This window comes from Pseudomonas peli (genome assembly GCF_050563605.1).
Lineage (GTDB): Bacteria > Pseudomonadota > Gammaproteobacteria > Pseudomonadales > Pseudomonadaceae > Aquipseudomonas > Aquipseudomonas peli_A.
The window spans coordinates 24,664-43,331 of record NZ_JBNXUH010000006.1 but is presented as its reverse complement, the minus strand read 5'-3'; the positions used below and the strand labels follow the sequence as shown (position 1 = coordinate 43,331).

At 61.3% G+C, this 18,668-nt stretch carries 20 protein-coding genes; 6 read left to right on the top strand and 14 right to left on the bottom strand.

The features are described 5' to 3' along the window. Window positions 1–27: 27 nt before the first annotated feature. Complete coding sequence (locus ACQ4LH_RS08735) at window positions 28–1,431, bottom strand: MBL fold metallo-hydrolase RNA specificity domain-containing protein (RefSeq protein WP_430696816.1); 1,404 nt, start codon at window positions 1,429–1,431, stop codon at window positions 28–30. Between the two features lie 129 nt (window positions 1,432–1,560). Between ACQ4LH_RS08735 and ACQ4LH_RS08730 the strand changes: the two genes are divergently transcribed. Next, the gene (locus ACQ4LH_RS08730) at window positions 1,561–3,963 is read left to right on the top strand and encodes a xylulose 5-phosphate 3-epimerase (protein ID WP_430696815.1); all 2,403 of its coding nucleotides are present in this window, start codon (window positions 1,561–1,563) and stop codon (window positions 3,961–3,963) included. 36 nt (window positions 3,964–3,999) lie between these two features. Continuing rightward, a complete protein-coding gene (locus ACQ4LH_RS08725) occupies window positions 4,000–4,200 on the top strand; it encodes a hypothetical protein (protein ID WP_430696814.1) in 201 nt (66 codons plus the stop codon). A gap of 3 nt (window positions 4,201–4,203) precedes the next feature. Here the strand turns inward: ACQ4LH_RS08725 and ACQ4LH_RS08720 are convergent, their stop codons facing one another. Continuing rightward, entirely contained in the window at window positions 4,204–4,602 is a 399-nt protein-coding gene (locus tag ACQ4LH_RS08720; RefSeq protein WP_305589590.1) for a quorum-sensing-regulated virulence factor family protein, read from the bottom strand. Between the two features lie 218 nt (window positions 4,603–4,820). Between ACQ4LH_RS08720 and ACQ4LH_RS08715 the strand changes: the two genes are divergently transcribed. Beyond that, window positions 4,821–5,531, top strand: coding sequence for a tRNA-uridine aminocarboxypropyltransferase (locus tag ACQ4LH_RS08715; protein WP_430696813.1), 711 nt, complete (start codon window positions 4,821–4,823; stop codon window positions 5,529–5,531). Window positions 5,532–5,534: 3 nt separating this feature from the next. Here the strand turns inward: ACQ4LH_RS08715 and ACQ4LH_RS08710 are convergent, their stop codons facing one another. Continuing rightward, window positions 5,535–6,422 (bottom strand): DMT family transporter, encoded by an 888-nt coding sequence (locus ACQ4LH_RS08710; protein ID WP_430696812.1) that lies wholly within the window; start codon window positions 6,420–6,422, stop codon window positions 5,535–5,537. A 199-nt stretch (window positions 6,423–6,621) separates the two neighbouring features. On the opposite strand from ACQ4LH_RS08710, the gene erdR reads away from it, so the two are divergent. Both erdR and ACQ4LH_RS08700 read left to right on the top strand, forming a co-directional pair. Further along, window positions 6,622–7,272, top strand: coding sequence for a response regulator transcription factor ErdR (gene erdR, locus ACQ4LH_RS08705; protein WP_430696811.1), 651 nt, complete (start codon window positions 6,622–6,624; stop codon window positions 7,270–7,272). Window positions 7,273–7,324: 52 nt separating this feature from the next. Continuing rightward, window positions 7,325–7,696 carry a diacylglycerol kinase gene (locus tag ACQ4LH_RS08700; protein ID WP_430697028.1) on the top strand — a complete coding sequence of 124 codons (372 nt, stop codon included), beginning with the start codon at window positions 7,325–7,327 and terminating at the stop codon, window positions 7,694–7,696. Between the two features lie 10 nt (window positions 7,697–7,706). On the opposite strand, the gene ACQ4LH_RS08695 is transcribed toward ACQ4LH_RS08700, so the two are convergent. Beyond that, window positions 7,707–8,633, bottom strand: a complete 927-nt coding sequence (locus ACQ4LH_RS08695) for a LysR family transcriptional regulator (protein ID WP_275961221.1) — start codon at window positions 8,631–8,633, stop codon at window positions 7,707–7,709. Window positions 8,634–8,757: 124 nt separating this feature from the next. Here ACQ4LH_RS08695 and fpr point away from each other — a divergent pair, with 124 nt between their 5' ends. After that, window positions 8,758–9,537 carry a ferredoxin-NADP reductase gene (fpr, locus tag ACQ4LH_RS08690; protein ID WP_304866098.1) on the top strand — a complete coding sequence of 260 codons (780 nt, stop codon included), beginning with the start codon at window positions 8,758–8,760 and terminating at the stop codon, window positions 9,535–9,537. 49 nt (window positions 9,538–9,586) lie between these two features. Here the strand turns inward: fpr and ACQ4LH_RS08685 are convergent, their stop codons facing one another. From ACQ4LH_RS08685 to livH, 10 genes are all read right to left on the bottom strand, one after another. Then, window positions 9,587–10,921, bottom strand: coding sequence for a diguanylate cyclase domain-containing protein (locus ACQ4LH_RS08685; protein ID WP_430696810.1), 1,335 nt, complete (start codon window positions 10,919–10,921; stop codon window positions 9,587–9,589). Between the two features lie 207 nt (window positions 10,922–11,128). Next, entirely contained in the window at window positions 11,129–11,542 is a 414-nt protein-coding gene (locus ACQ4LH_RS08680; protein ID WP_430696809.1) for a VOC family protein, read from the bottom strand. Between the two features lie 93 nt (window positions 11,543–11,635). After that, the gene (tsaA, locus tag ACQ4LH_RS08675; RefSeq protein ID WP_430696808.1) at window positions 11,636–12,331 is read right to left on the bottom strand and encodes a tRNA (N6-threonylcarbamoyladenosine(37)-N6)-methyltransferase TrmO; all 696 of its coding nucleotides are present in this window, start codon (window positions 12,329–12,331) and stop codon (window positions 11,636–11,638) included. Between the two features lie 39 nt (window positions 12,332–12,370). Beyond that, entirely contained in the window at window positions 12,371–13,141 is a 771-nt protein-coding gene (locus ACQ4LH_RS08670; protein WP_430696807.1) for an SDR family oxidoreductase, read from the bottom strand. Window positions 13,142–13,501: 360 nt separating this feature from the next. After that, a complete protein-coding gene (locus ACQ4LH_RS08665; RefSeq protein WP_430696806.1) occupies window positions 13,502–13,963 on the bottom strand; it encodes a DUF1456 family protein in 462 nt (153 codons plus the stop codon). A 47-nt stretch (window positions 13,964–14,010) separates the two neighbouring features. Beyond that, window positions 14,011–14,721, bottom strand: coding sequence for an rRNA pseudouridine synthase (locus ACQ4LH_RS08660; RefSeq protein WP_430696805.1), 711 nt, complete (start codon window positions 14,719–14,721; stop codon window positions 14,011–14,013). 189 nt (window positions 14,722–14,910) lie between these two features. Beyond that, a complete protein-coding gene (locus ACQ4LH_RS08655) occupies window positions 14,911–15,612 on the bottom strand; it encodes an ABC transporter ATP-binding protein (RefSeq protein ID WP_090248318.1) in 702 nt (233 codons plus the stop codon). After that, window positions 15,612–16,379, bottom strand: a complete 768-nt coding sequence (gene livG, locus ACQ4LH_RS08650; RefSeq protein WP_275961228.1) for a high-affinity branched-chain amino acid ABC transporter ATP-binding protein LivG — start codon at window positions 16,377–16,379, stop codon at window positions 15,612–15,614. The genes ACQ4LH_RS08655 and livG overlap by 1 nt, the downstream gene beginning before the upstream one ends. After that, a complete protein-coding gene (locus ACQ4LH_RS08645; RefSeq protein WP_430696804.1) occupies window positions 16,376–17,644 on the bottom strand; it encodes a high-affinity branched-chain amino acid ABC transporter permease LivM in 1,269 nt (422 codons plus the stop codon). The genes livG and ACQ4LH_RS08645 overlap by 4 nt, the downstream gene beginning before the upstream one ends. Beyond that, entirely contained in the window at window positions 17,641–18,564 is a 924-nt protein-coding gene (livH, locus tag ACQ4LH_RS08640) for a high-affinity branched-chain amino acid ABC transporter permease LivH (RefSeq protein ID WP_422580138.1), read from the bottom strand. The genes ACQ4LH_RS08645 and livH overlap by 4 nt, the downstream gene beginning before the upstream one ends. Between the last annotated feature and the right edge of the window lie 104 nt (window positions 18,565–18,668).

Below are 18,668 nucleotides of genomic sequence, written 5' to 3'. Positions count from 1 at the left end.
TAACCGGCAGCCTATGTCAGGACTGCATCAGATGGCGATTTGTTCGCCTGGTTCAGGGATGTTGGCGATCCAGTTCAGACGCTCGCGCAAGGCCAGTTGCAGGGCCTGCATCTTCTCCAACTCGCCATGCACCAGGTACAGCTCGGGGTGGTGCTCGAAGTGGCTGACCCAGTCGAGCAGCTGTGATTGCCCGGCATGCGCGGAGAAGCCGCCGAGGGTGTGCACCTTGGCTTTTACCGCGATGCGCTGATGGAGGATTTTCACGTTCTCGGCGCCGTCGACGATATTGCGGCCCAGCGTGCCCTTGGCCTGGAAACCGGGAAAGATCAGGTGGCAATTCTCGCGCCAGAGGTTGTGCTTGAAGTGGTGGACAATGCGCCCGCCGGTGCACATACCGCTGCCGGCGATGATGATTGCGCCGCTCTGTATCCGGTTTATCGCCATCGATTCTTCCGAGCTCGGCGTGCAGCGCAGGATCGGTAGCCAGTCTTCGATACGTTTGCTGCCGCAGGCCTGAAAGGCGGCGCGGTCTTCGGCGGCAAACTGGTCCTGAAACCGCGAGTAGATGGCGTTGGCGCGGATTGCCATGGGGCTGTCGAGAAACACGGCCTGCTGCGGCAGCCGGCCTTCGTGGTAGAAGCGCCCAAGGTAGTAGATCAGGTCCTGGGTACGGCCGACGGCGAAGGAGGGGATCAGCACGTTGCCGCCATCGCGATGGGCCTGCTGCAGAATCTCCGCCAGCTCCTCCAGAGTGTCCTCGCTGCAGCGGTGATCGCGATCGCCGTAGGTCGATTCCAGCAGCACCACATCGGCTTTGTTTAGCGTGCTGGGGTCTTGCATCAAGGGCGAGCAGGTATTGCCCAGGTCGCCGGAGAACACCAGGCGGCGGGTCAGGTGATGGTCCTGTACTTCGAGTTCGACAATCGCCGAACCGAGGATATGTCCGGCATCGTGAAAGGTCACTTGCACGCCCTTGGCCACTTCGCGGCTTTCGCCATAGATCATTGGCCGGCGTTGGCTCAGCGCCTGTTCGGCGTCGGCGGTGGTGTAGAGCGGGCTTATTGGCGGCTTGCCCATCCGCGCGCGCCATTTGTTTTCCCACTCGGCGTCTTTCTCCTGAAGAAACGCGGCATCGAGCAGCATCAGCTCCATCAGCTCACAGGTCGCGTCGGTGGCGAAGATCGGCCCGCGGTAGCGGGCTGCCGTGAGTTTTGGTAGCAGGCCAGTGTGGTCAATGTGCGCGTGGGAAATCACCACGGCGTCCAGGCTGTGCGGGTCAAAGGCAAACGGCGCGCGGTTGCCGTCTTCCTCTTCGCGGCGGCCCTGGCGCATACCGCAGTCGAGCAATACCCGTGCTCCGTCACGGCTTTCGATCAGGTAACAGGAGCCGGTGACTTGTTGAATTGCGCCGAGGAAGTTGAGCAGGGCCATGGCTAATCCTTGAACACGTTGAATGGGTGGCGTTTAAGGCTGTCCTATCAGGTAACCGGGGGTTTTGATGCAGGTCAGCATCTGCCTGTATCCCGCGCTCTAAGCTGACTAAAACTATCGGAGCCGCACATGACCCAGCTATTTCCCAGCGCCAGCGAGTTGGCCGAGCATGCCCGCCTTGAGCCAACCTTTGCCGCCTGGCAGCGTGGTTATGGTCCTGTGCAGCATAGTCCGCAGACCTGCGCCGCGGTCTACCGTATGGCCCACCAACTGGTGCAGGCCGGCGTGCAGGCAGGTCTGCCGAGCGTCTACCGGCACTTTCACGCGCTGGATCGGCTGACTACAGCGGGGCTGTGGTTGGTGGTGCATATGACCTATGCCCAGCGGGTGCGCCTCGATGGTGTGGCGTTGGCCGCAGAGGATTTCAAGGTATCGCCCGAAGGGCACACCGGCGGCGCGCTGAATATGGTGCCGGCCTACGCCGGTTACCTGGCGCTGAATAACCTGACCGGGGAAACCCGCGGCTGGTTGATGGGGCAGGGCCACTGTGTGGCGGCCATTGAGGCGCTCAATCTGCTGACGGCCAATCAGCACCCGGAACAGGCCGCGCGTTACCCCTGTGACGAAACCGGGATGAGCCAGCTGGTGGCGGACTTCTACAGCTATGTGCAGAACGCGGCCGGTCAGGTCAGCGCGCCGCTGGGCAGCCACGTCAATCCGCACACGGCTGGCGGGATTGCCGAGGGTGGTTATCTGGGCTTTGCCGAGCTGCAATATGCTCATCTGCCGTTACCCGGCGAGAAGCTGGTGGCCTTCCTCTCCGATGGCGCGGCCGAGGAGCAACGCGGCAGTGACTGGATGCCGCGCTGGTGGCGTGCCGAAGACTGCGGTGTGGCCTTGCCGCTGATGATTGCCAATGGCCGGCGCATCGAACAGCGTACAGAGCTGGCGACACCCGCCGGGTTGGATAACTTTCGCGAGCACCTGCGCCATTGCGGCTTTGATCCGGTGAGTTTCGATGGCCGCGATCCGGCCGCCTTTGTCTGCGCGCTATGGGACATGGAGCAGCGCCTGGGCAGGCGTGTGCAGGAGCTGCGTGATGGCGTGTTGAGCTATCCGCTGCCGATGCCCTACGGCATTGCCGAAACGCTCAAGGGCTTCGGCTTCTATGGCGCCGGCAGCAATGCCGCGCACAACCTGCCGTTGCCGGCCAACCCGCATACCGACGGGGCTGCCCGCGAGCTGTTCAATCAGCATGCGGCGCAGCTCTGGGTCGCCCCGGATGAGCTGAGCGCCGCCTGCGAACTATTTGCGGATCGAGGCTCCCGCAAGCTGGAACGCGATAACCCGCTGGCGCAGCGCCATCCAGCGTTGCCGCAACTGCCTGAGTTGCAATACCAAGACAGTGCCTGCTCACCGATGCTGGCCCTGGATCGCTTTTTTGTCGATCTGGTGCAGGCCAACCCACTGCTGCGTCCGCGTATCGGCAACCCCGATGAGCTGGCCAGCAATCGCTTGGGCGGCGTGCTCAAGGCGCTGAAACACCGGGTGACCGCGCCGGAGAGCGAGCTTGAAGCGCTGGATGGCGCCATCATCACCGCGCTCAACGAAGAGGCCGTGGTGTCCGCCTGTCTGGCCAACCAGGGTGGTCTGAATCTGGTGGCGAGCTACGAGGCCTTCTGCGTGAAGATGCTCGGCGCGGTGCGCCAGCGGATCATCTTTGCCCGGCAGCAGAAAGAGGCGGGGCGCCCGGCAGGCTGGCTCGGCTGGCCGCTGGTGGCTACGTCACACACCTGGGAAAACGGCAAGAATCAGCAGTCGCATCAGGACACCACCTTCTGTGAGGCTTTGCTCGGTGAGATGAGTGATATGGTGCGGGTGGTATTCCCGGCCGATCACAACTCGGTATTGGCGCTGCTGCCGGGCATCTACCAGGCGCGCGGCCAGATCGCCTGCATGGTGATTGCCAAGCGCGAGCGGCCTTGCGTATTCACCCGCGAACAGGCCGAGCAGCTGGCGCAGGATGGCGCCGTTGTGCTGGCCGAGCAGCAAGGCGAGCAGCCTTTGCTGCTGATCGCTACCGGCAGTTATCAGTTGGCGGAAATGCAGCGCGCGGCCGTTCGTCTGAGCGCGGCCGGATGTGCCTGGCGTCTGGTTTACTTGCAAGAGCCGGGGCGTTTTCGTGCGGCTCGCGATACCTGGGAGCAGGCGGTGATTGTCGATGCCGAGCGGGTTGAACGGTTATTCCCGGCTGCCAGCGTACAGCGCGTGCTGCTGACCCATATGCGTCCGGAAGTCGCCCGTGGGCATCTGTGGCCGCTGCTGGGTGACGCTCGACACAGTCGTGTGCTGGGCTACCGTAATCGAGGTGGCACCCTGGATGAAGCCGGTATGTTGTTCGCCAATCAGGCGAGCTGGGCGCATGTGCTGGAGGCCGCTGCCGCGTTGCTGGAAAAACCGCTTGGCGAGTTGCTCAGTACCGAGGAGCAAGCAGCCGTGCAAGGGCGGGGAGAACCACACTGTCTGCGTTAGCGCAGGCCAGTGGGTGCGGGAAAAGGAGGGGCAGGTATGCCTAAGTTGACCTTGGATCTTGATATGGATTTATACCGCCTGTTGCAGCAGGCCGCGCGCAATAACCAGATAAGTCTGGAAGAAGAGTGTTTGCAGCGGCTTGAGGGTGCAATGCGGCGTTCGCGTTATATGCACGCGTTGCTCGCGGATTTGCGCGCCGATGATGAGCAACGGCGCGCGCAGCAGGGTGGCGGTTGAGGCTTACAGGCCGCAATCTGCTTTGCTGAAACGCTCGGTGGTCACCGGGCGGTTGCTTTTGTATTCGCTGAATTCATAGCGCAGCGCAGCGCCGCGCACCAGCAGCTGGCGATAACCGGCATTGCGGCACACGCTGTTGGCCAGTTGCGCGCGCACTACATCCGGGTTGCCGCGCATCTGCGCCGCATGTTCGCTGCGTACGCTTAGGTGGTTGACCAGCTCACTGCCGTCAACGGTGTAGCCTTGATCGAGAATGTCTTCGTTGATTGCCCGTGGCGTGCCCACGCTGCTTTCGCGCGCGACTTTTTCCAGGGCCTTGCTCAGTTCAAAGTCTTTCAGGGTGGCGGCATGGGCAAACAGGGGCAGGCTCAAGGCCAGGGTCAGGCTGGTCAAACGCAGCATGGGGTTCTCCAAAGTCGATTTGCACCTTCTGACCGGCAGTGCCGGGCAGAGGTTCAGTGGCGCCTATCTTACTCGTCTGGTGGCACTTACGCAGTTGCCACGGCAGGCGGCGTAAGACGCACGGTTGAATAAGCTGCTGTGGGCTTTGTTAGACTGCCGCGCTTGCTGACCCCTGGATGACCCATGCCGTTCCTTCTCTTCTGTCAGGTGCATGCCTGATGAGCCACGCCGTCGCGCGTTTGCGGGCTGCGCGGATTGCCCGCAGTGCCAAACCTTTTCTTGCTCGTGGTAGCCGCTCGGTGCGTTGTGATGACTGCCGCCTGGTGATGACCCACTGCCTGTGCGCCTGGCGCCCGCGTATTGCGGCAACTTCAGCGGTATGTCTGCTGATGCATGATGTTGAGGCGCTCAAGCCAAGCAATACCGGTTGGCTGATTGCCGATGTGTTGGCCGATACCTCGGCGTTTGGCTGGTCGCGGGTTGAGGTGGATGCCGAGTTGCCGGCATTGCTCCGCGACCCGCAATGGCAGCCTTATCTGGTATTTCCGGGCGAATATGTCGCCGCCGAACGGGTGGTCAGCGAGGTGCAGCCTGCACCAGGCAAGCGGCCGTTGTTTGTGCTGCTGGATGCCACTTGGAGCGAGGCGCGCAAGATGTTTCGCAAAAGCCCTTACCTCGACAGCCTGCCGGTGCTCAGCCTGCAGGCTGAGCAGCTGTCGCGTTACAAACTGCGCCGCTCGAAACGCGACGACCATTTTTGCACGGCCGAGGTCGCGGCTCTGTGCTTAGAGTTGGCCGGCGACCAGCGCGCGGCCGATGGTTTGAATGCCTATCTGGATGTCTTCAGTCAGCACTACCTGGCAGCCAAGGCGCCGCGCACGGTGCCGCTGGATGATCCAATGCACGACCGCCTGCGCGAGTTTCTCTAACGGCTAGTGGGCCAGTTTCTTGGGCCACAACTGCGCCAACAACATGCCGGCAAACATCAGCGCACAGCCGAAGTAGCCGCGTAGCTCCAGCGATTCACCCAGCAGCCAGGCCCCGGCGATGGCGGCGAATACTGCCTCCAGTGAGAGGATGATGGCGGCGTGGGAGGCGATGGCGTCTTTCTGCGCCACCACCTGCAAGGTAAAGCCGATGGCTACGCCGAAGATGCCGCCGTAGAGAATCGCCGGCCCGGCGGCGATGATCGCTTGCAGCTGTATCTCCTCGAAGATCACCGCCAGCACCAGGCTGATCACCGCGCAGGTGATGAACTGCACCAGAGCCAGGCGCAGTGGGTCATGGCGACCGGCAAAGAAGCCCACCAACAGCACATGTACACCCCAGACGAAGGCCCCGGCCAGTTGCAGCCAATCACCGGAGGCGACGGTAAAGCCTTCACCGACGCTGAGCAGGAACATGCCGACCACCGCCAGGCACGCGCCCAGCCAGATGCCCAGGCCGGTCTTATGGCCGATAAACAGCCCCAGCAGCGGCACGATGATCACGTACAGCCCGGTGATAAAGCCGGAGTTGGTTACGCTGGTAAACAGCAGGCCCACCTGCTGCAGGTTGATCCCCAGGGCCAGTGCCAGGCCCATCAGCACACCGCCACGCAGCAGCTGGCGGTTCAGCGGAGCGACTGTCGCGCTGCTGCTGCGACCTTCCAGCAGACGCAGCACTGGTAGCAGAATCAGCGCCGCTAGGGCAAAGCGCAGACCGCTATAGAGGAAGGGGCCGATGGAGTCCATGCCCAGGCGCTGCGCGACAAACGCCGAGCCCCAGATCATTGCGGTCAGCAGCATCAACAGGTCGGCGCGCAGGGCGTGGCTTCGCATTTCAGGCTCTCGTCGGCAAAGCTGCGAACTGTGCCGCAAAGCGTCGTGCTTGACCACCCCGTCAGTGCTGGGCATGCTTGGTCGCTTTTCTGCGTTTTCAGGCCTGGTTGCGCGGCAACCCTGCGGCCTGCACGCACTGTTCACCGTGCCCTGGACAGTACCCCCGGCGGGTATCCACATAACAAAAACAGGATTCACCATGGCCGCTTTTGAAATCCTTATTGCTGATGATCACCCCTTGTTTCGCAGTGCCTTGCAACAGGCGCTGACACTGGGTCTAGGGCCGGATGTACGGCTGGTTGAAGCGGCCAGTATTGCCGAGCTGGAAGCCTGTCTGGCGCAGAAGACCGATTGGGATCTGGTGCTGCTCGACTTGAATATGCCCGGTGCCTATGGCTTCTCTGGCCTGGTGCTGCTGCGTGGACAGTACCCACATATCCCGGTGGTGATGATCTCCGCCCAGGAAGAGCCGTCCATCGTCGCGCGTTCGCGGGAGTTCGGTGCCAGCGGCTTTATCCCCAAATCCAGCCCGCTGGAAACCATTCAGCAGGCAGTGCGCCTGGTGCTCGATGGCGAGGTCTGGTGGCCGCAGCAGACTCAGGAAGCGATTGCCCTGTCGGCTGAAGCCAAGGCCGCCAGCGCCGGCCTGGCCAGCCTGACGCCGCAGCAATTTCGTGTGTTGACCATGGTTTGCGACGGTTTGCTGAACAAGCAGATTGCCTATGAGCTGAGCGTCTCCGAAGCCACGGTAAAGGCTCATGTCACGGCGATTTTCCGCAAGCTCGGGGTGCGCACTCGCACGCAGGCGGCGTTGCTGTTGCAGCAGCTGGAATCTATTCCCGCGAGCTGAGGTGCTTTTCTCCCGGGCTTGGCGTAGCCTGCCGGGCTTTCTCGAGATGGTTGTGATGATGTCGCCATTCAAAGGCCAGACCGGCCTTAAACGTGTTCTCAATGCCACCGGTTATTCCCTGGCCGGCTTGCGCGCCGCCTTTACCGGTGAAGCCGCCTTTCGTCAGCTGCTGCTGATCAATCTGGTGCTGGTGCCTTTGGCGTTTTACCTGGATGTCAGCCGCGTCGAGCGCGCGCTGATGGTCGCGGTGTGTCTGCTCGCCTTGATCATCGAGCTGCTCAACTCGGCAGTGGAGGCGGCCATCGACCGCATCTCGCTGGAGCTGCATCCGCTGTCGAAAAATGCCAAGGACATGGGCAGCGCCGCCCAGTTCACCGCCCTCAGCCTGATTGCCCTGGTGTGGGCGATTATCCTGCTCGGTTGATCCGCTGTTCTCAGGCAATAGTCGGCAGGACAATCTGATCGCTGCGCGTCACGCCGGCGGTCAGGGCGCGGCACAGTTCGATAAATTCACGCATGGCGGCGGTCTGGTACTTCTGTTTGTGCCAGATAAAGTAGAACTGCCGCCGCAGATCCAACTCGGGAGTTTCCACCGCCACCAGGCTGCCGCGGCGAAACGCATCGCGCAGCGCCAGACGGGAAATGCAGCCAATCCCCAGGCCTGACTCTACCGCCCGTTTGATCGCTTCGGTGTGTTCCAGCTCCAGACGGATATTCAGGCTGCTGGGGTGGTGACGCATGGCCTGGTCGAAGGTCAGACGCGTGCCAGAGCCTTGTTCACGCAGAATCCACGCCTCACGCGTTAGCTCCTCCAGGCTCGCCTCACCGCGCTGCGCCAGCGCATGCTGCGGCGCGCAGAACACCACCAGCTCATCTTCAACCCAGGGCTGTACCTCGATATCCGGGTGCTGACAGTCACCTTCGATCATGCCCATGTCCAGCTCATAGTGGGCAATCTGCTGCACCACGTAGGCGGTGTTATGCACCTGCAGCTTGACCCGACATTCCGGGTGGCGCTGCATAAAACTGCCGATCAGCAGGGTGGCCAGGTAGTTGCCGACGGTGAGGGTGGCGCCGACATTCAGTGAGCCGTAACCACTCTTGCCGCCCAGCAGGCGTTCGATTTCCTTGGCCTGGTCGAGCAGTGCCACCGCTTGTGGCAACAACTGCAGGCCAAGGGCGTTAAGGCACAGGCGTTTACCGGCGCGGTCGAAAAGCTGGCAGTCGGACTGCCGCTCCAGTTCGCTGAGCGAGGTGCTGGTGGCCGATTGCGACAGGGCCAGGGAATCGGCGGCGCGCGACACGCTTTCATGCTGGGCCACGGCGACGAAGACTTGCAGTTGTCTGAGAGTAAATCGCATATCTATATAACCGATAACCTATATCTTGATAATCAAGTTAACAGATATTCTGCCGCTCATTACAATGCCGTGCAAACGCGCAAAGGCGCGCAGCTGATATTCCATTCTTCGGAGCCCCCGGCACATGAGTAACCTTAACTCCGAGCGCATTCTCAGCGTTCATCACTGGAACGACACGCTGTTCAGCTTCAAGTGCACCCGTGATCCAGGCCTGCGCTTCGAGAATGGCCAGTTTGTGATGATCGGCCTGCAGCAGGACAACGGCCGCCCGCTGATGCGCGCCTACTCGATCGCCAGCCCGAACTGGGAAGAGCATCTGGAGTTCTTCAGCATCAAGGTGCCGGATGGCCCGCTGACCTCGCAGCTGCAGCACCTCAAGGAAGGCGACGAGGTGATCATCAGCAAGAAGCCCACCGGCACCCTGGTGCTGGATGACCTCAAACCTGGCAAGCACCTGTACCTGCTCAGCACCGGTACTGGCCTGGCGCCGTTTATGAGCGTGATCCAGGACCCGGAAACTTACGAGCGTTTCGAGAAGGTGATTCTGGTTCACGGCGTGCGCTATGTGAACGAAGTGGCCTACCGCGAATTCATCACCGAGCACCTGCCGCAGAATGAGTTCTTCGGCGATGCGCTGAAGGACAAGCTGATCTACTACCCGACAGTGACCCGCGAGCCGTTCGAGAACCAGGGCCGTCTGACCGATCTGATGCGCAGCGGCAAGCTGTTCGAGGATATCGGCCTGCCACCGATCAATCCGCAGGACGACCGCGCGATGATCTGCGGCAGCCCGAGCATGCTCGATGAAACCAGCGAAGTGCTCAACGAGTTCGGCCTGCAGATCTCCCCGCGCATGCGCGAGCCAGGTGATTACCTGATCGAGCGCGCCTTCGTCGAGAAATAAGCCTGCCGTAATAAAAAGCCCGCTGATTGGCGGGCTTTTTTATGCGCGCTTATTCCAGCTCAAGTGCGCTGTGCGCGCGGTTGCCGCCTTTTTGCTTGGCCCGATACATGGCGTTGTCGGCATGCTGCAGCAGTTGCTGTTCATCCTGGGCGTGCTGCGGATACAGCGCGATGCCGATGCTCGGCAGAATGGTCTGGCTCTTCCCGCAAAGCTCAAAGGGCTGGTTGAGGCTCTGGCGGATTTTCTCGGCCACCACGTTGGCATGATCGGCCGAGTGAAAGTCCTCCAGCAGCACGACGAATTCATCCCCGGCAAAGCGCGCCACCGTATCGGCCTCACGCAGGCACAGCTGGATACGCTGAGCGACGCCTTGCAGCAGCTGGTCGCCAGCAGCATGGCCGAGGCTGTCGTTGACCTGCTTGAACTTGTCCAGATCGAGAAACAGCAGCGCTACTTGCGACTGCTCGCGGCGCGCGCGCGCCAGGGCCGTGTGTAAACGGTCGCGTAGCAGTTCGCGGTTGGGCAGCTGGGTGAGCTGGTCGTACTGCGCCATAAACTGCAGATGGCTAAGCATCTGCTGGCGCTCGATGGCCGTGGCCACCTGGGTCGAGACAAATTGCAGCAGCTCCTGATCACGTTCGCTGTAGCGGGTGGAGGCGCTGCTTTGCACCAGCAGTGCGCCGATAATCCCGCGGTGTGAGCGCAGCGGTACGCCGAGCCAGCTGTGTGGGGCTGCTGGCTGTGTCTGGCTGCTGTCGGAAAGCAGCAAGGTGTTGCCGCTGCGAATCACCTGCGCACTCAGCGTGGCAGCATTCAGCGGCGTATCGGCGGCCGTTGCCGGTGGTTGTTCGGCGGGGTAGGGGAAGCTCAGCTCGTCGTTCTGTTCATCGTACAGCGCGACCGAAAAACTGATGGTCGGCAGCAGCTCGCCAACGATCTGGTGCACCTGCTGAAACAGTCCGAGCAAGTCCTTGGCCGAGTGGGCGGCTTCGGATATGCCGTACAGCGCGGTCTGCAGGGCTTCACTGCGTTTGCGCTCGGTGATGTCATGGGCGACGGCGATACGTACCTGATCGTCTTCTGACCAGCGCGCGGACCAGAGGATATGCACGGTGCTGCCATCCTTGCGCAGGTAGCGATTCTCGAAGTTCGGTTTATGCGCGCCGGCCATTATTTCCTTGGCGGCCAGCAGGGTTTTTGCACGGTCTTCGGGATGCACCATCTCGATCATCACCTGGCCGATCATCTCGTCTGCGCTGTAGCCAAAAATGCGCTGGCAGGCGGCGCTGACAAAAACGAAGCGTCCGCGTCTGTCGACCACGCAGATGGCGTCGAGCAGCAGATCGACAAGGTTCTCGGTCGGCGCGTAGGTGCTGGCTTTCATACACTCACAGTACGTCGGTGCGTGGTGGTAGATGGGGCGGTTACTGGCGATTTGGCAGTATGGCCCTTGCGATCACCATACCTGCAAGGCGCCGAACAGTGAACGCCTGTTTGCCGCCTGCGGGTTTTGCCAAGTGCTGATGCGGTTGTCTCTGCGCCCGGCATCTACTCAGTGTAGATGCCCAGCGTCGACGGGGCGCTGCGCAGGCTATTGCGCGTGGCTGAAGCGCTGCCCGGAGACGGCAGGATGGTAGATCGGCTGTACCTTGTTACCGGCGGGGTCGAGCAAGTGGAAGCTGTGCGCGCCGTCGCCATGGGCGAAGGGGCGGTCAAGCAGGGTCACGCCTTGTGCCTTGAAGTAGGCGTACCAGGCGTGCAGCTCGTCGATGCTGTCGACGATAAAGCCGTAGTGATCCACCGCCTGCTCGCCGCTGCTGGGCACAGAAGCGCGACCCAGGGACAGGTTGTCGTTACCGCAGGTCAGGTAGACCAGGTCTGGATTGGCGCGGTGCAGCACCTGCATGCCGAGAATATCCACATAGAAGCGTTCGCAGGCTTCTAAGTCAGGGACTAGCAGGGCGATATGGCGCAAGCCATTGAGGCGACCGGGGCGTTCGAGCATGGTGAGTATCCTATTTTGTATACATTTATCTGGTAAATATAAGACAAAATAACTGGTCGGCCTATCTGCGTGTGTGGGATGGCGCGAACTAGGTCAGCCGGCGGGCACGACGTCCAGCACGCAAATGCTGCCAGGCTGCGGGTAGTGCCAGTGCACATCGACATCCCAGAAGCACGCGCCATAGCGGCGCTCCGGGCTGGGCTGCTGGTAGGCGGGGCGCGGGTCCTGAGCCAGGCATTGCTCGATCAATTCGACCAGCGGTTCACTCAGGCGCTGCCCATGTTCGGTTGCCTGGATCAGTGCGCTGTCCTGCCAGCTGACTTCGATCAGCGCCGGCGCGCTGTCGGCGATGCGGTTATAGGCTCCGGCGACGCTGTCGGCATAAGGCACGTAGGGTTTGATATCCAGCACCGGGGTACCGTCGAGCAGGTCGATACCGGACAGCCACAGTTTGCCGGCTTCGACCTTGTCCAGTTTGACCACCGACTGGCCGATGCCATTGGGCCGGTGGGTGGCGCGGGTGCTGAACACGCCGACCGACTGATTGCCGCCCAGACGTGGCGGGCGCACCTTGAGCCGCGGCTTGTCTTCCAGCGCCTGGTGAAACAGAAACAGCAGCCAGACATGGCTGACCTGCTCCAATCCCTGCACTGCATCGCCGTTATCGAAGGGCGCGACCAGCTCCAGTATGCCACGGGCCGCCGGGGCCAATTGCGGCTGACGGGGAATGGCGAACTTCTCCTTGAAGCAGGAGCGGACAAAACCTATGGGCGAAACGGAGTAGGGCATGGCGGCGTGATCAAGGGAAAACGCCGCCATAGTACCTGACTAGAGGTGAAAGCCGCCGTCGATGGGGATGATCGCGCCTGTCATATAGGCCCCGGCGGTGCTGGCCAGGCTGATCGCCAGGGCGGCCATTTCCTCTTCGCGGCCCCAGCGTTGCATCGGGATCAGGGCGGTATCTTCGGCCATGGCGGCCTCGTCGGTGGCGATATGCTGAGTCATCTTGCTCGGGAAGCGCCCCGGCGCGATTACGTTGACGTTGATATGTTGGCCGACCAGTTCGCGGGCGAGCATACGCGACAACTGATGCAGCGCCGCCTTGCTCGGGCCATAGGCATAAGCGTCTTCGCCGTGGGAGGTGATGCCGGCGACCGAGCCGATGTTGATTATCCGTGCCGGATTAGCCGCGCTGCCGGCCTTGCGCAGTAGCGGCAGCAATTGCTGGATGCAGCTGAACACCGAGGTTACATTGAGCTGCATGACCTTTTCCCAGCCCTTGGCCGGGTAACTCTCCAGCGGTGCGCCCCAGGTGGTGCCGGCGTTATTGATCAGAATATCCAGGCTGTCGATCTTGCCGGCCAACTGCTCGGCCAACACGTGCACGCCTTCTTCGCTGGCCAGGTTGGCGGCGATGCCGTGGCAGGTGCCAAAGGCCGATAGCTCGGCAGCGGTTTGTGCGCAAGCTTCGCCGTCACGGGCACAGACGTAGACCGTGGCGCCAGCTTCGACAAAGGCTTTGGCGATCATCTTGCCGATGCCGCGGGTGCCACCGGTAACCAGGGCAGTGCGGCCTTGCAGGCTGAAGTAGGGGGGCATGGCGAATCCTTTTAACGGATGAGTGCCACTACCCTAATCATCTGACCACTCCATGGCAGTCATCATTGCCCGTGGAAATACGCTGCCATGCGGGCAGGCATGGCAGCGCGGACTTAGAATCTGTTTACGATCTCGCGAGCTAGAGCCAGACAAGGCAAAAACAGCCGAGAAGCGCAGTAACAGCCGCAGGCTGACCCGAAGGGTGAGCGCAGCGAATCAAGCGGAGTTTACGAGCTGTAAATGAGCATTACTCGTTTCACTCGCCCTTCGGGTCGCGCCAAAGCGCGTTAGCCACAAGTGGCTTGCCGAGGTTGTTTTTAACGCCGGATGGCCGACGCGCAGCAGATCGTAAATAGGTTCTTAGCCGCGAACGCGCAGGGTCAGACCCTTGAGAAAGTTGCGCAGAAACTGATCGCCGCAGGTGCGGTAGTTGCTGTGGCCGAACTTGCGGAACAGTGCGCTCATCTCCGGCTTGGAAACCGGGCAGTCGACGCTATTCATGATCGTGTGCATGTCGTCTTCCTTCAGCTCGAAGGCCACGCGCAGTTTCTTCAGCACTGTGTTGTTGGTGATCGGCAGCTCAAGCGCCTGGGCCGGACGGCTGTCGTCTTTGCCGCGCTTGAAGTACACCAGGCCATCGAGGAAGTGCGCCATCAGCTCGTCGTCGCAAGGCGTGAAGCCTTCTTCGTCATCCTTCTTGAGCATCGCCGCGAGGTCGTTGAGGGCGACCTGCTTGCCGCTCAACTTGATGATGTCGACCATCTGCGCGTCGCTGATGTCGAGGGTGTAGCGCAGGCTGCGCAGTACGTCGTTATTAAGCATGGGGTGGTCCTGAAAAGGGCTGATGCACAGACGCATCAGCTGAAAAATTAGAAGCGTTCTTTGCCTGCCAGGTAGCGCCACTGGCCTGCGGGGACCTTGGCCATGGGCACGCCGCCGATGCGGATGCGCTTCATGCCCAGCACCTTGAGGTCGACGCTGTTGCACATAAACACGATCTGCCCAGGCAGTGGGTTCTTCAAGGCGAAGCGCAGGCGGGTTTCGTTCTGCCAGCTGACCTTGCATGGGGGCAGGGCCACACCGTTGAAGGTCAGGCCGTGAGCCAGGCGCTTGAGTTGGCTGGCGCTCAAGGTGCCGACGACTTCGACCACATATTCCTGCTCCAGTTTGCTCAGGTCTTCCTTGAGTTTGCGCTCGATACGCCAGTCCTGGGTCAGTACATGTAGGCCATCGGCGCCGGCTTGCAACGGTGCGCAGTTGATCAGACGGGCGAAATGGCCTTTTAGCGGGCGAATTCCCGAGCTGTCTTCCGGCCAGTGGCTGGCTGGGCTGATGCTTTCCGCTGCGCGTTCTGCGTTGTGGCCGTTGGGTACATTCAGCAGCAGGGTGACCGGCTCGACCGGGGCCAGCAGGGCGTTGGGCAGCAGTTCCACGCGCTGTTCGGCGACCTTGAACTGCGGCTCTTCCACTACCACACCATCCACCGTGACCCAGCCGCCTTCGATATACAGTTCGGCCTCGCGGCGCGAACAGCCAATCACTTCGATCAGGCGTTTGGATAGGCGAATGGGGTCGGTCATAAAAACGGTCATCGGCAAAAAAAGGGCTGCCATTGTAACCGGCCGGGGCCCCTGTGCGCTGAACATCGGGCGAACGGCGGCGATAAAAGCGTTTGTCAGCATCGGCGCGCAGATAGGCGGGCGGCGTGAGCCTTTGTCTTCGCTAATAAAAAACCGCTCCGAAGAGCGGTTTTTTCAGCGAGGTAGCGCTTAGCCGCCGAGGTAGGCGTCGCGTACCTTTGGATCGTTCAGCAGTTGTTCACCGCTGCCTTGCATAACGATCCGGCCGTTTTCCAGTACATAGCCGCGGTCGGCCAGCTTGAGCGCCTGGTTGGCGTTCTGCTCGACCAGGAACACCGTTACACCGTCCTTGCGCAGCTGTTCGATGATGTCGAAGATCTGCTGGATGATGATCGGTGCCAGGCCCAGAGACGGCTCATCGAGCAGCAGCAGCTTGGGCTTGCTCATCAGCGCACGGCCGATGGCGAGCATCTGCTGCTCACCGCCAGACATGGTGCCGGCGCGCTGGGCAAAGCGTTCCTTCAGGCGCGGGAACAGGTGCAGCACCTTGTCCAGCTGTTCCTGATTGTCGGCCTTGCTGCCGAAGAAGCCGCCCATCACCAGGTTTTCTTCCACGGTCAGGCGGGAGAACACCCGACGACCTTCCGGCACCACGGCAATGCTCTTGCGCATGATGCTCGGAGTGTCCTGGCCGATCAGCTCTTCACCCTGGTAGCGGATGCTGCCACTGCTCGCTTGGGGCGAGCCGCAGAGGGTCATCAGCAGGGTCGACTTGCCGGCACCGTTGGCACCGATCAGGGTGACGATCTCACCCTGACGGACTTCGACGTTGACGTCATGCAGCGCCTGGATCTTGCCGTAGAAGGTGGAAACGTTCTCGAAATACAGCATCACGCTTCCCCCAGGTAGGCTTTGATCACGTCCGGGTTGGCGCGGATCTGTTCCGGCGTGCCGTCCGCCAGGGGCGTGCCCTGGTTGATCACATAGATGTGGTCGGAAATGCTCATGACCAGCTTCATGTCGTGCTCGATCAGCAGCACGGTGACGTTGTGCTGGTCGCTGAGTACGCGGATCAGCGCCTTGAGGTCATCGGTTTCGCGCGGGTTGAGGCCAGCGGCTGGCTCGTCGAGCATCAGGATGCTCGGGCGGGTCATCATGCAGCGGGCGATTTCCAGGCGGCGTTGCTGACCGTAGGCCAGGGTGCCTGCCGTGCGGTTGGCGAACTCGGTCAGGTTGACCTGATCCAGCCAATGCGCGGCGAACTCCATGGCTTCGCGTTCGCTCTTGCGAAACGCCGGGGTCTTCAGCAGGCCCGCCAGGTAGTTGGTGTTGAGGTGGCGATGCTGGGCCACCAGCAGGTTTTCCACCGCGGTCATGTCCTTAAACAGACGCACGTTCTGGAACGTGCGCACCACGCCTTTGCGAGCGATCTTGTGGCCAGGCAGGCCTTCGATCTGCTCGCCATTGAGGCGGATGCTGCCGCTGGTGGGCTGGTAGAAGCCGGTCAGGCAGTTGAATACGGTGGTCTTGCCGGCGCCGTTCGGGCCGATCATCGACACAACCTGTTTTTCCGCGACCTGCAGGTTCACCCCGTTGACGGCCAGCAGGCCGCCGAAGCGCATGGACAGGCCGCTTACTTCTAGAATCGGGCGGCTCATTGCTTCAGCTCCAGGTGCGGACGTTGCATGGGCAGCAGGCCCTGCGGACGCCAGATCATCATCAATACCATCAGAGCGCCGAACATCAGCATGCGGTACTCGTTGAATTCACGCGCCAGCTCCGGCAGCAGAATCATCACGATGGCCGCCAGAATGATGCCCAACTGCGAGCCCATACCGCCCAGTACGACGATGGCGAGGATGATCGCCGATTCGATAAAGGTGAACGACTGCGGGCTAACCAGGCCTTGGCGCGCGGCGAAGAAGCTGCCGGCGAAACCGGCGAAGCAGGCACCGATGGTGAAGGCCGAGAGCTTGATCGCGGTGGGGTTCATACCCAGGGCACGGCAGGCGATTTCGTCTTCACGCAGGGCTTCCCACGCGCGACCGATCGGCATGCGCAGCAGGCGGTTGATCACGAACAGGGTCAACAGCACCAGCAGCAGGGCGATCAGGTAGAGGAAGATCACCTTGTTGATCGAGTTGTAGGCAACCCCGAAGTACTCGTGGAAGGTCTGCATGCCTTCGGCGGCCTTGCGGTCGAACGACAGGCCGAACAGCGTTGGCTTGGGGATCGAGCCGATGCCGTTGGGGCCACCGGTCAGCCAGGTCATGTTGTTCAGCAGGATGCGGATGATCTCGCCAAAACCCAGGGTGACGATGGCCAGGTAATCGCCGCGCAAGCGCAGCACCGGGAAGCCCAGGATAAAGCCGAAGAACGCCGCCATCAGGCCGGCAATCGGCAGACAGATCCAGAAGCTCAGGCCGAAGTAGAACGACAGCAGCGCGTAGCTGTAGGCGCCCACGGCGTAGAAGGCCACGTAGCCGAGATCGAGCAGACCCGCCAGACCGACCACGATGTTCAGGCCGAGTCCGAGCATCACGTAGATCAGGATCAGCGTGGCGATATCCACCGCACCGCGCGAGCCGAAGAACGGCCAGGCCAGCGCGACGACTATCAGGCCAAGAACGATCCAGCGCTGGGTCGAGGGCAGGGTGAGGAACTCGCTGGCTTTGCCCGGCATGCTTGGCAGCTTGGGGGCGTTGCTCCAGACCGAGCTCAGCTGGTTGCGGAACAGTTGCCAGAAGAACATGGCAATGGAGCAACCGAAAATGGTCCACAGAACTGCCGGGCTGGCGCCTTGCACTTCGAGCTTGATGCCGACCGTGGAGAGCTTCAGGCCGATAACCGGGTAGGCCACGGCCAGCACCAGCAGGGCGCTGAAGATCGCGGTCTTGAGGTTTTTGGTGATGGAGGTATTCATACTTTTTCAACCTCCGGACGGCCGAGGATACCGGTCGGGCGGAACAGCAGCACCAGTACTAGCAAGCTGAATGCCACCACGTCCTTGTACTGGTCGCCGAAGATATCGGCGCCAAAGGCTTCGGCCACGCCCAGCAGCAGGCCACCGAGCACCGCTCCGGGGATGCTGCCGATACCGCCGAGTACCGCTGCGGTGAAGGCCTTGATCCCGGCGAGGAAGCCCAGGTGTGGGTTGATCACGCCGTATTGCATGCCCAGCAGCACGGCGGCGATGGCCGCCAGTGCTGCGCCGATGACGAAGGTCAGGGCAATGATGTTATTGGTGTTGATGCCCAGCAGGTTGGCCATCTTGATGTCTTCGGCGCAGGCGCGGCAGGCGCGGCCCAGGCGTGAACGGGAGATAAACAGTGTCAGCCCGACCATGACAAAGAAGGTGACGACGAAAATCAGCACCTGCATATAGGAAATCACCACGCCATTCATGGTGCTTTCACCGAACACAAAGTTGCCCGGTAGCAGGTTGGGAATCGATTTGTCCTTGGAGTCCTGGGCCAGGAGTACCTGGTTTTGCAGGAAGATCGACATGCCGATGGCGGAAATCAGCGGAATCAGACGATTGCCGCCGCGCAGAGGGCGGTAGGCGACCCGTTCGATGCTGTAGCCATAGGCACTGGCGACAATGATGCTGGCGGCGAAGGCCGCAATCATCACGATGGGTAAACTGTCCAGGCCATACATGGCCAAGCCGGCGACCACAATGAAGGCTACGTACGAGCCGATCATGTAAACCTCGCCATGGGCGAAGTTGATCATGCCGATAATGCCGTAAACCATGGTGTAGCCGATGGCGATCAAGGCATAGGTGCTGCCAACGGTCAGACCGTTAACCAGCTGTTGCAGGTAGTGATAAAGATCAGGCATTGCCTAACTCCTGGGTTTTCACGCAATGCAGCGCTTATGGCGCAGCGTGCAACCGGAATTCTTCTAATAAACAAAACCCACTGCCGAAGCAGTGGGTTTTGGGT

What these genes read in the sequence shown, in the direction of transcription:
- ACQ4LH_RS08725 (WP_430696814.1), top strand. Translation starts at nt 4,000, where the DNA reads ATGCCTAAGTTGACCTTGGATCTTGATATGGATTTATACCGCCTGTTG.
- ACQ4LH_RS08730 (WP_430696815.1), top strand. Translation starts at nt 1,561, where the DNA reads ATGACCCAGCTATTTCCCAGCGCCAGCGAGTTGGCCGAGCATGCCCGC.
- ACQ4LH_RS08655 (WP_090248318.1), bottom strand. Translation starts at nt 15,612, where the DNA reads ATGCTGTATTTCGAGAACGTTTCCACCTTCTACGGCAAGATCCAGGCG.
- ACQ4LH_RS08680 (WP_430696809.1), bottom strand. Translation starts at nt 11,542, where the DNA reads ATGCTCGAACGCCCCGGTCGCCTCAATGGCTTGCGCCATATCGCCCTG.
- ACQ4LH_RS08695 (WP_275961221.1), bottom strand. Translation starts at nt 8,633, where the DNA reads ATGCGATTTACTCTCAGACAACTGCAAGTCTTCGTCGCCGTGGCCCAG.
- ACQ4LH_RS08720 (WP_305589590.1), bottom strand. Translation starts at nt 4,602, where the DNA reads ATGCTGCGTTTGACCAGCCTGACCCTGGCCTTGAGCCTGCCCCTGTTT.
- livH (WP_422580138.1), bottom strand. Translation starts at nt 18,564, where the DNA reads ATGCCTGATCTTTATCACTACCTGCAACAGCTGGTTAACGGTCTGACC.
- livG (WP_275961228.1), bottom strand. Translation starts at nt 16,379, where the DNA reads ATGAGCCGCCCGATTCTAGAAGTAAGCGGCCTGTCCATGCGCTTCGGC.
- ACQ4LH_RS08685 (WP_430696810.1), bottom strand. Translation starts at nt 10,921, where the DNA reads ATGAAAGCCAGCACCTACGCGCCGACCGAGAACCTTGTCGATCTGCTG.
- ACQ4LH_RS08660 (WP_430696805.1), bottom strand. Translation starts at nt 14,721, where the DNA reads ATGACCGACCCCATTCGCCTATCCAAACGCCTGATCGAAGTGATTGGC.
- tsaA (WP_430696808.1), bottom strand. Translation starts at nt 12,331, where the DNA reads ATGCCCTACTCCGTTTCGCCCATAGGTTTTGTCCGCTCCTGCTTCAAG.
- erdR (WP_430696811.1), top strand. Translation starts at nt 6,622, where the DNA reads ATGGCCGCTTTTGAAATCCTTATTGCTGATGATCACCCCTTGTTTCGC.
- ACQ4LH_RS08665 (WP_430696806.1), bottom strand. Translation starts at nt 13,963, where the DNA reads ATGCTTAATAACGACGTACTGCGCAGCCTGCGCTACACCCTCGACATC.
- ACQ4LH_RS08710 (WP_430696812.1), bottom strand. Translation starts at nt 6,422, where the DNA reads ATGCGAAGCCACGCCCTGCGCGCCGACCTGTTGATGCTGCTGACCGCA.
- fpr (WP_304866098.1), top strand. Translation starts at nt 8,758, where the DNA reads ATGAGTAACCTTAACTCCGAGCGCATTCTCAGCGTTCATCACTGGAAC.
- ACQ4LH_RS08735 (WP_430696816.1), bottom strand. Translation starts at nt 1,431, where the DNA reads ATGGCCCTGCTCAACTTCCTCGGCGCAATTCAACAAGTCACCGGCTCC.
- ACQ4LH_RS08645 (WP_430696804.1), bottom strand. Translation starts at nt 17,644, where the DNA reads ATGAATACCTCCATCACCAAAAACCTCAAGACCGCGATCTTCAGCGCC.
- ACQ4LH_RS08715 (WP_430696813.1), top strand. Translation starts at nt 4,821, where the DNA reads ATGAGCCACGCCGTCGCGCGTTTGCGGGCTGCGCGGATTGCCCGCAGT.
- ACQ4LH_RS08670 (WP_430696807.1), bottom strand. Translation starts at nt 13,141, where the DNA reads ATGCCCCCCTACTTCAGCCTGCAAGGCCGCACTGCCCTGGTTACCGGT.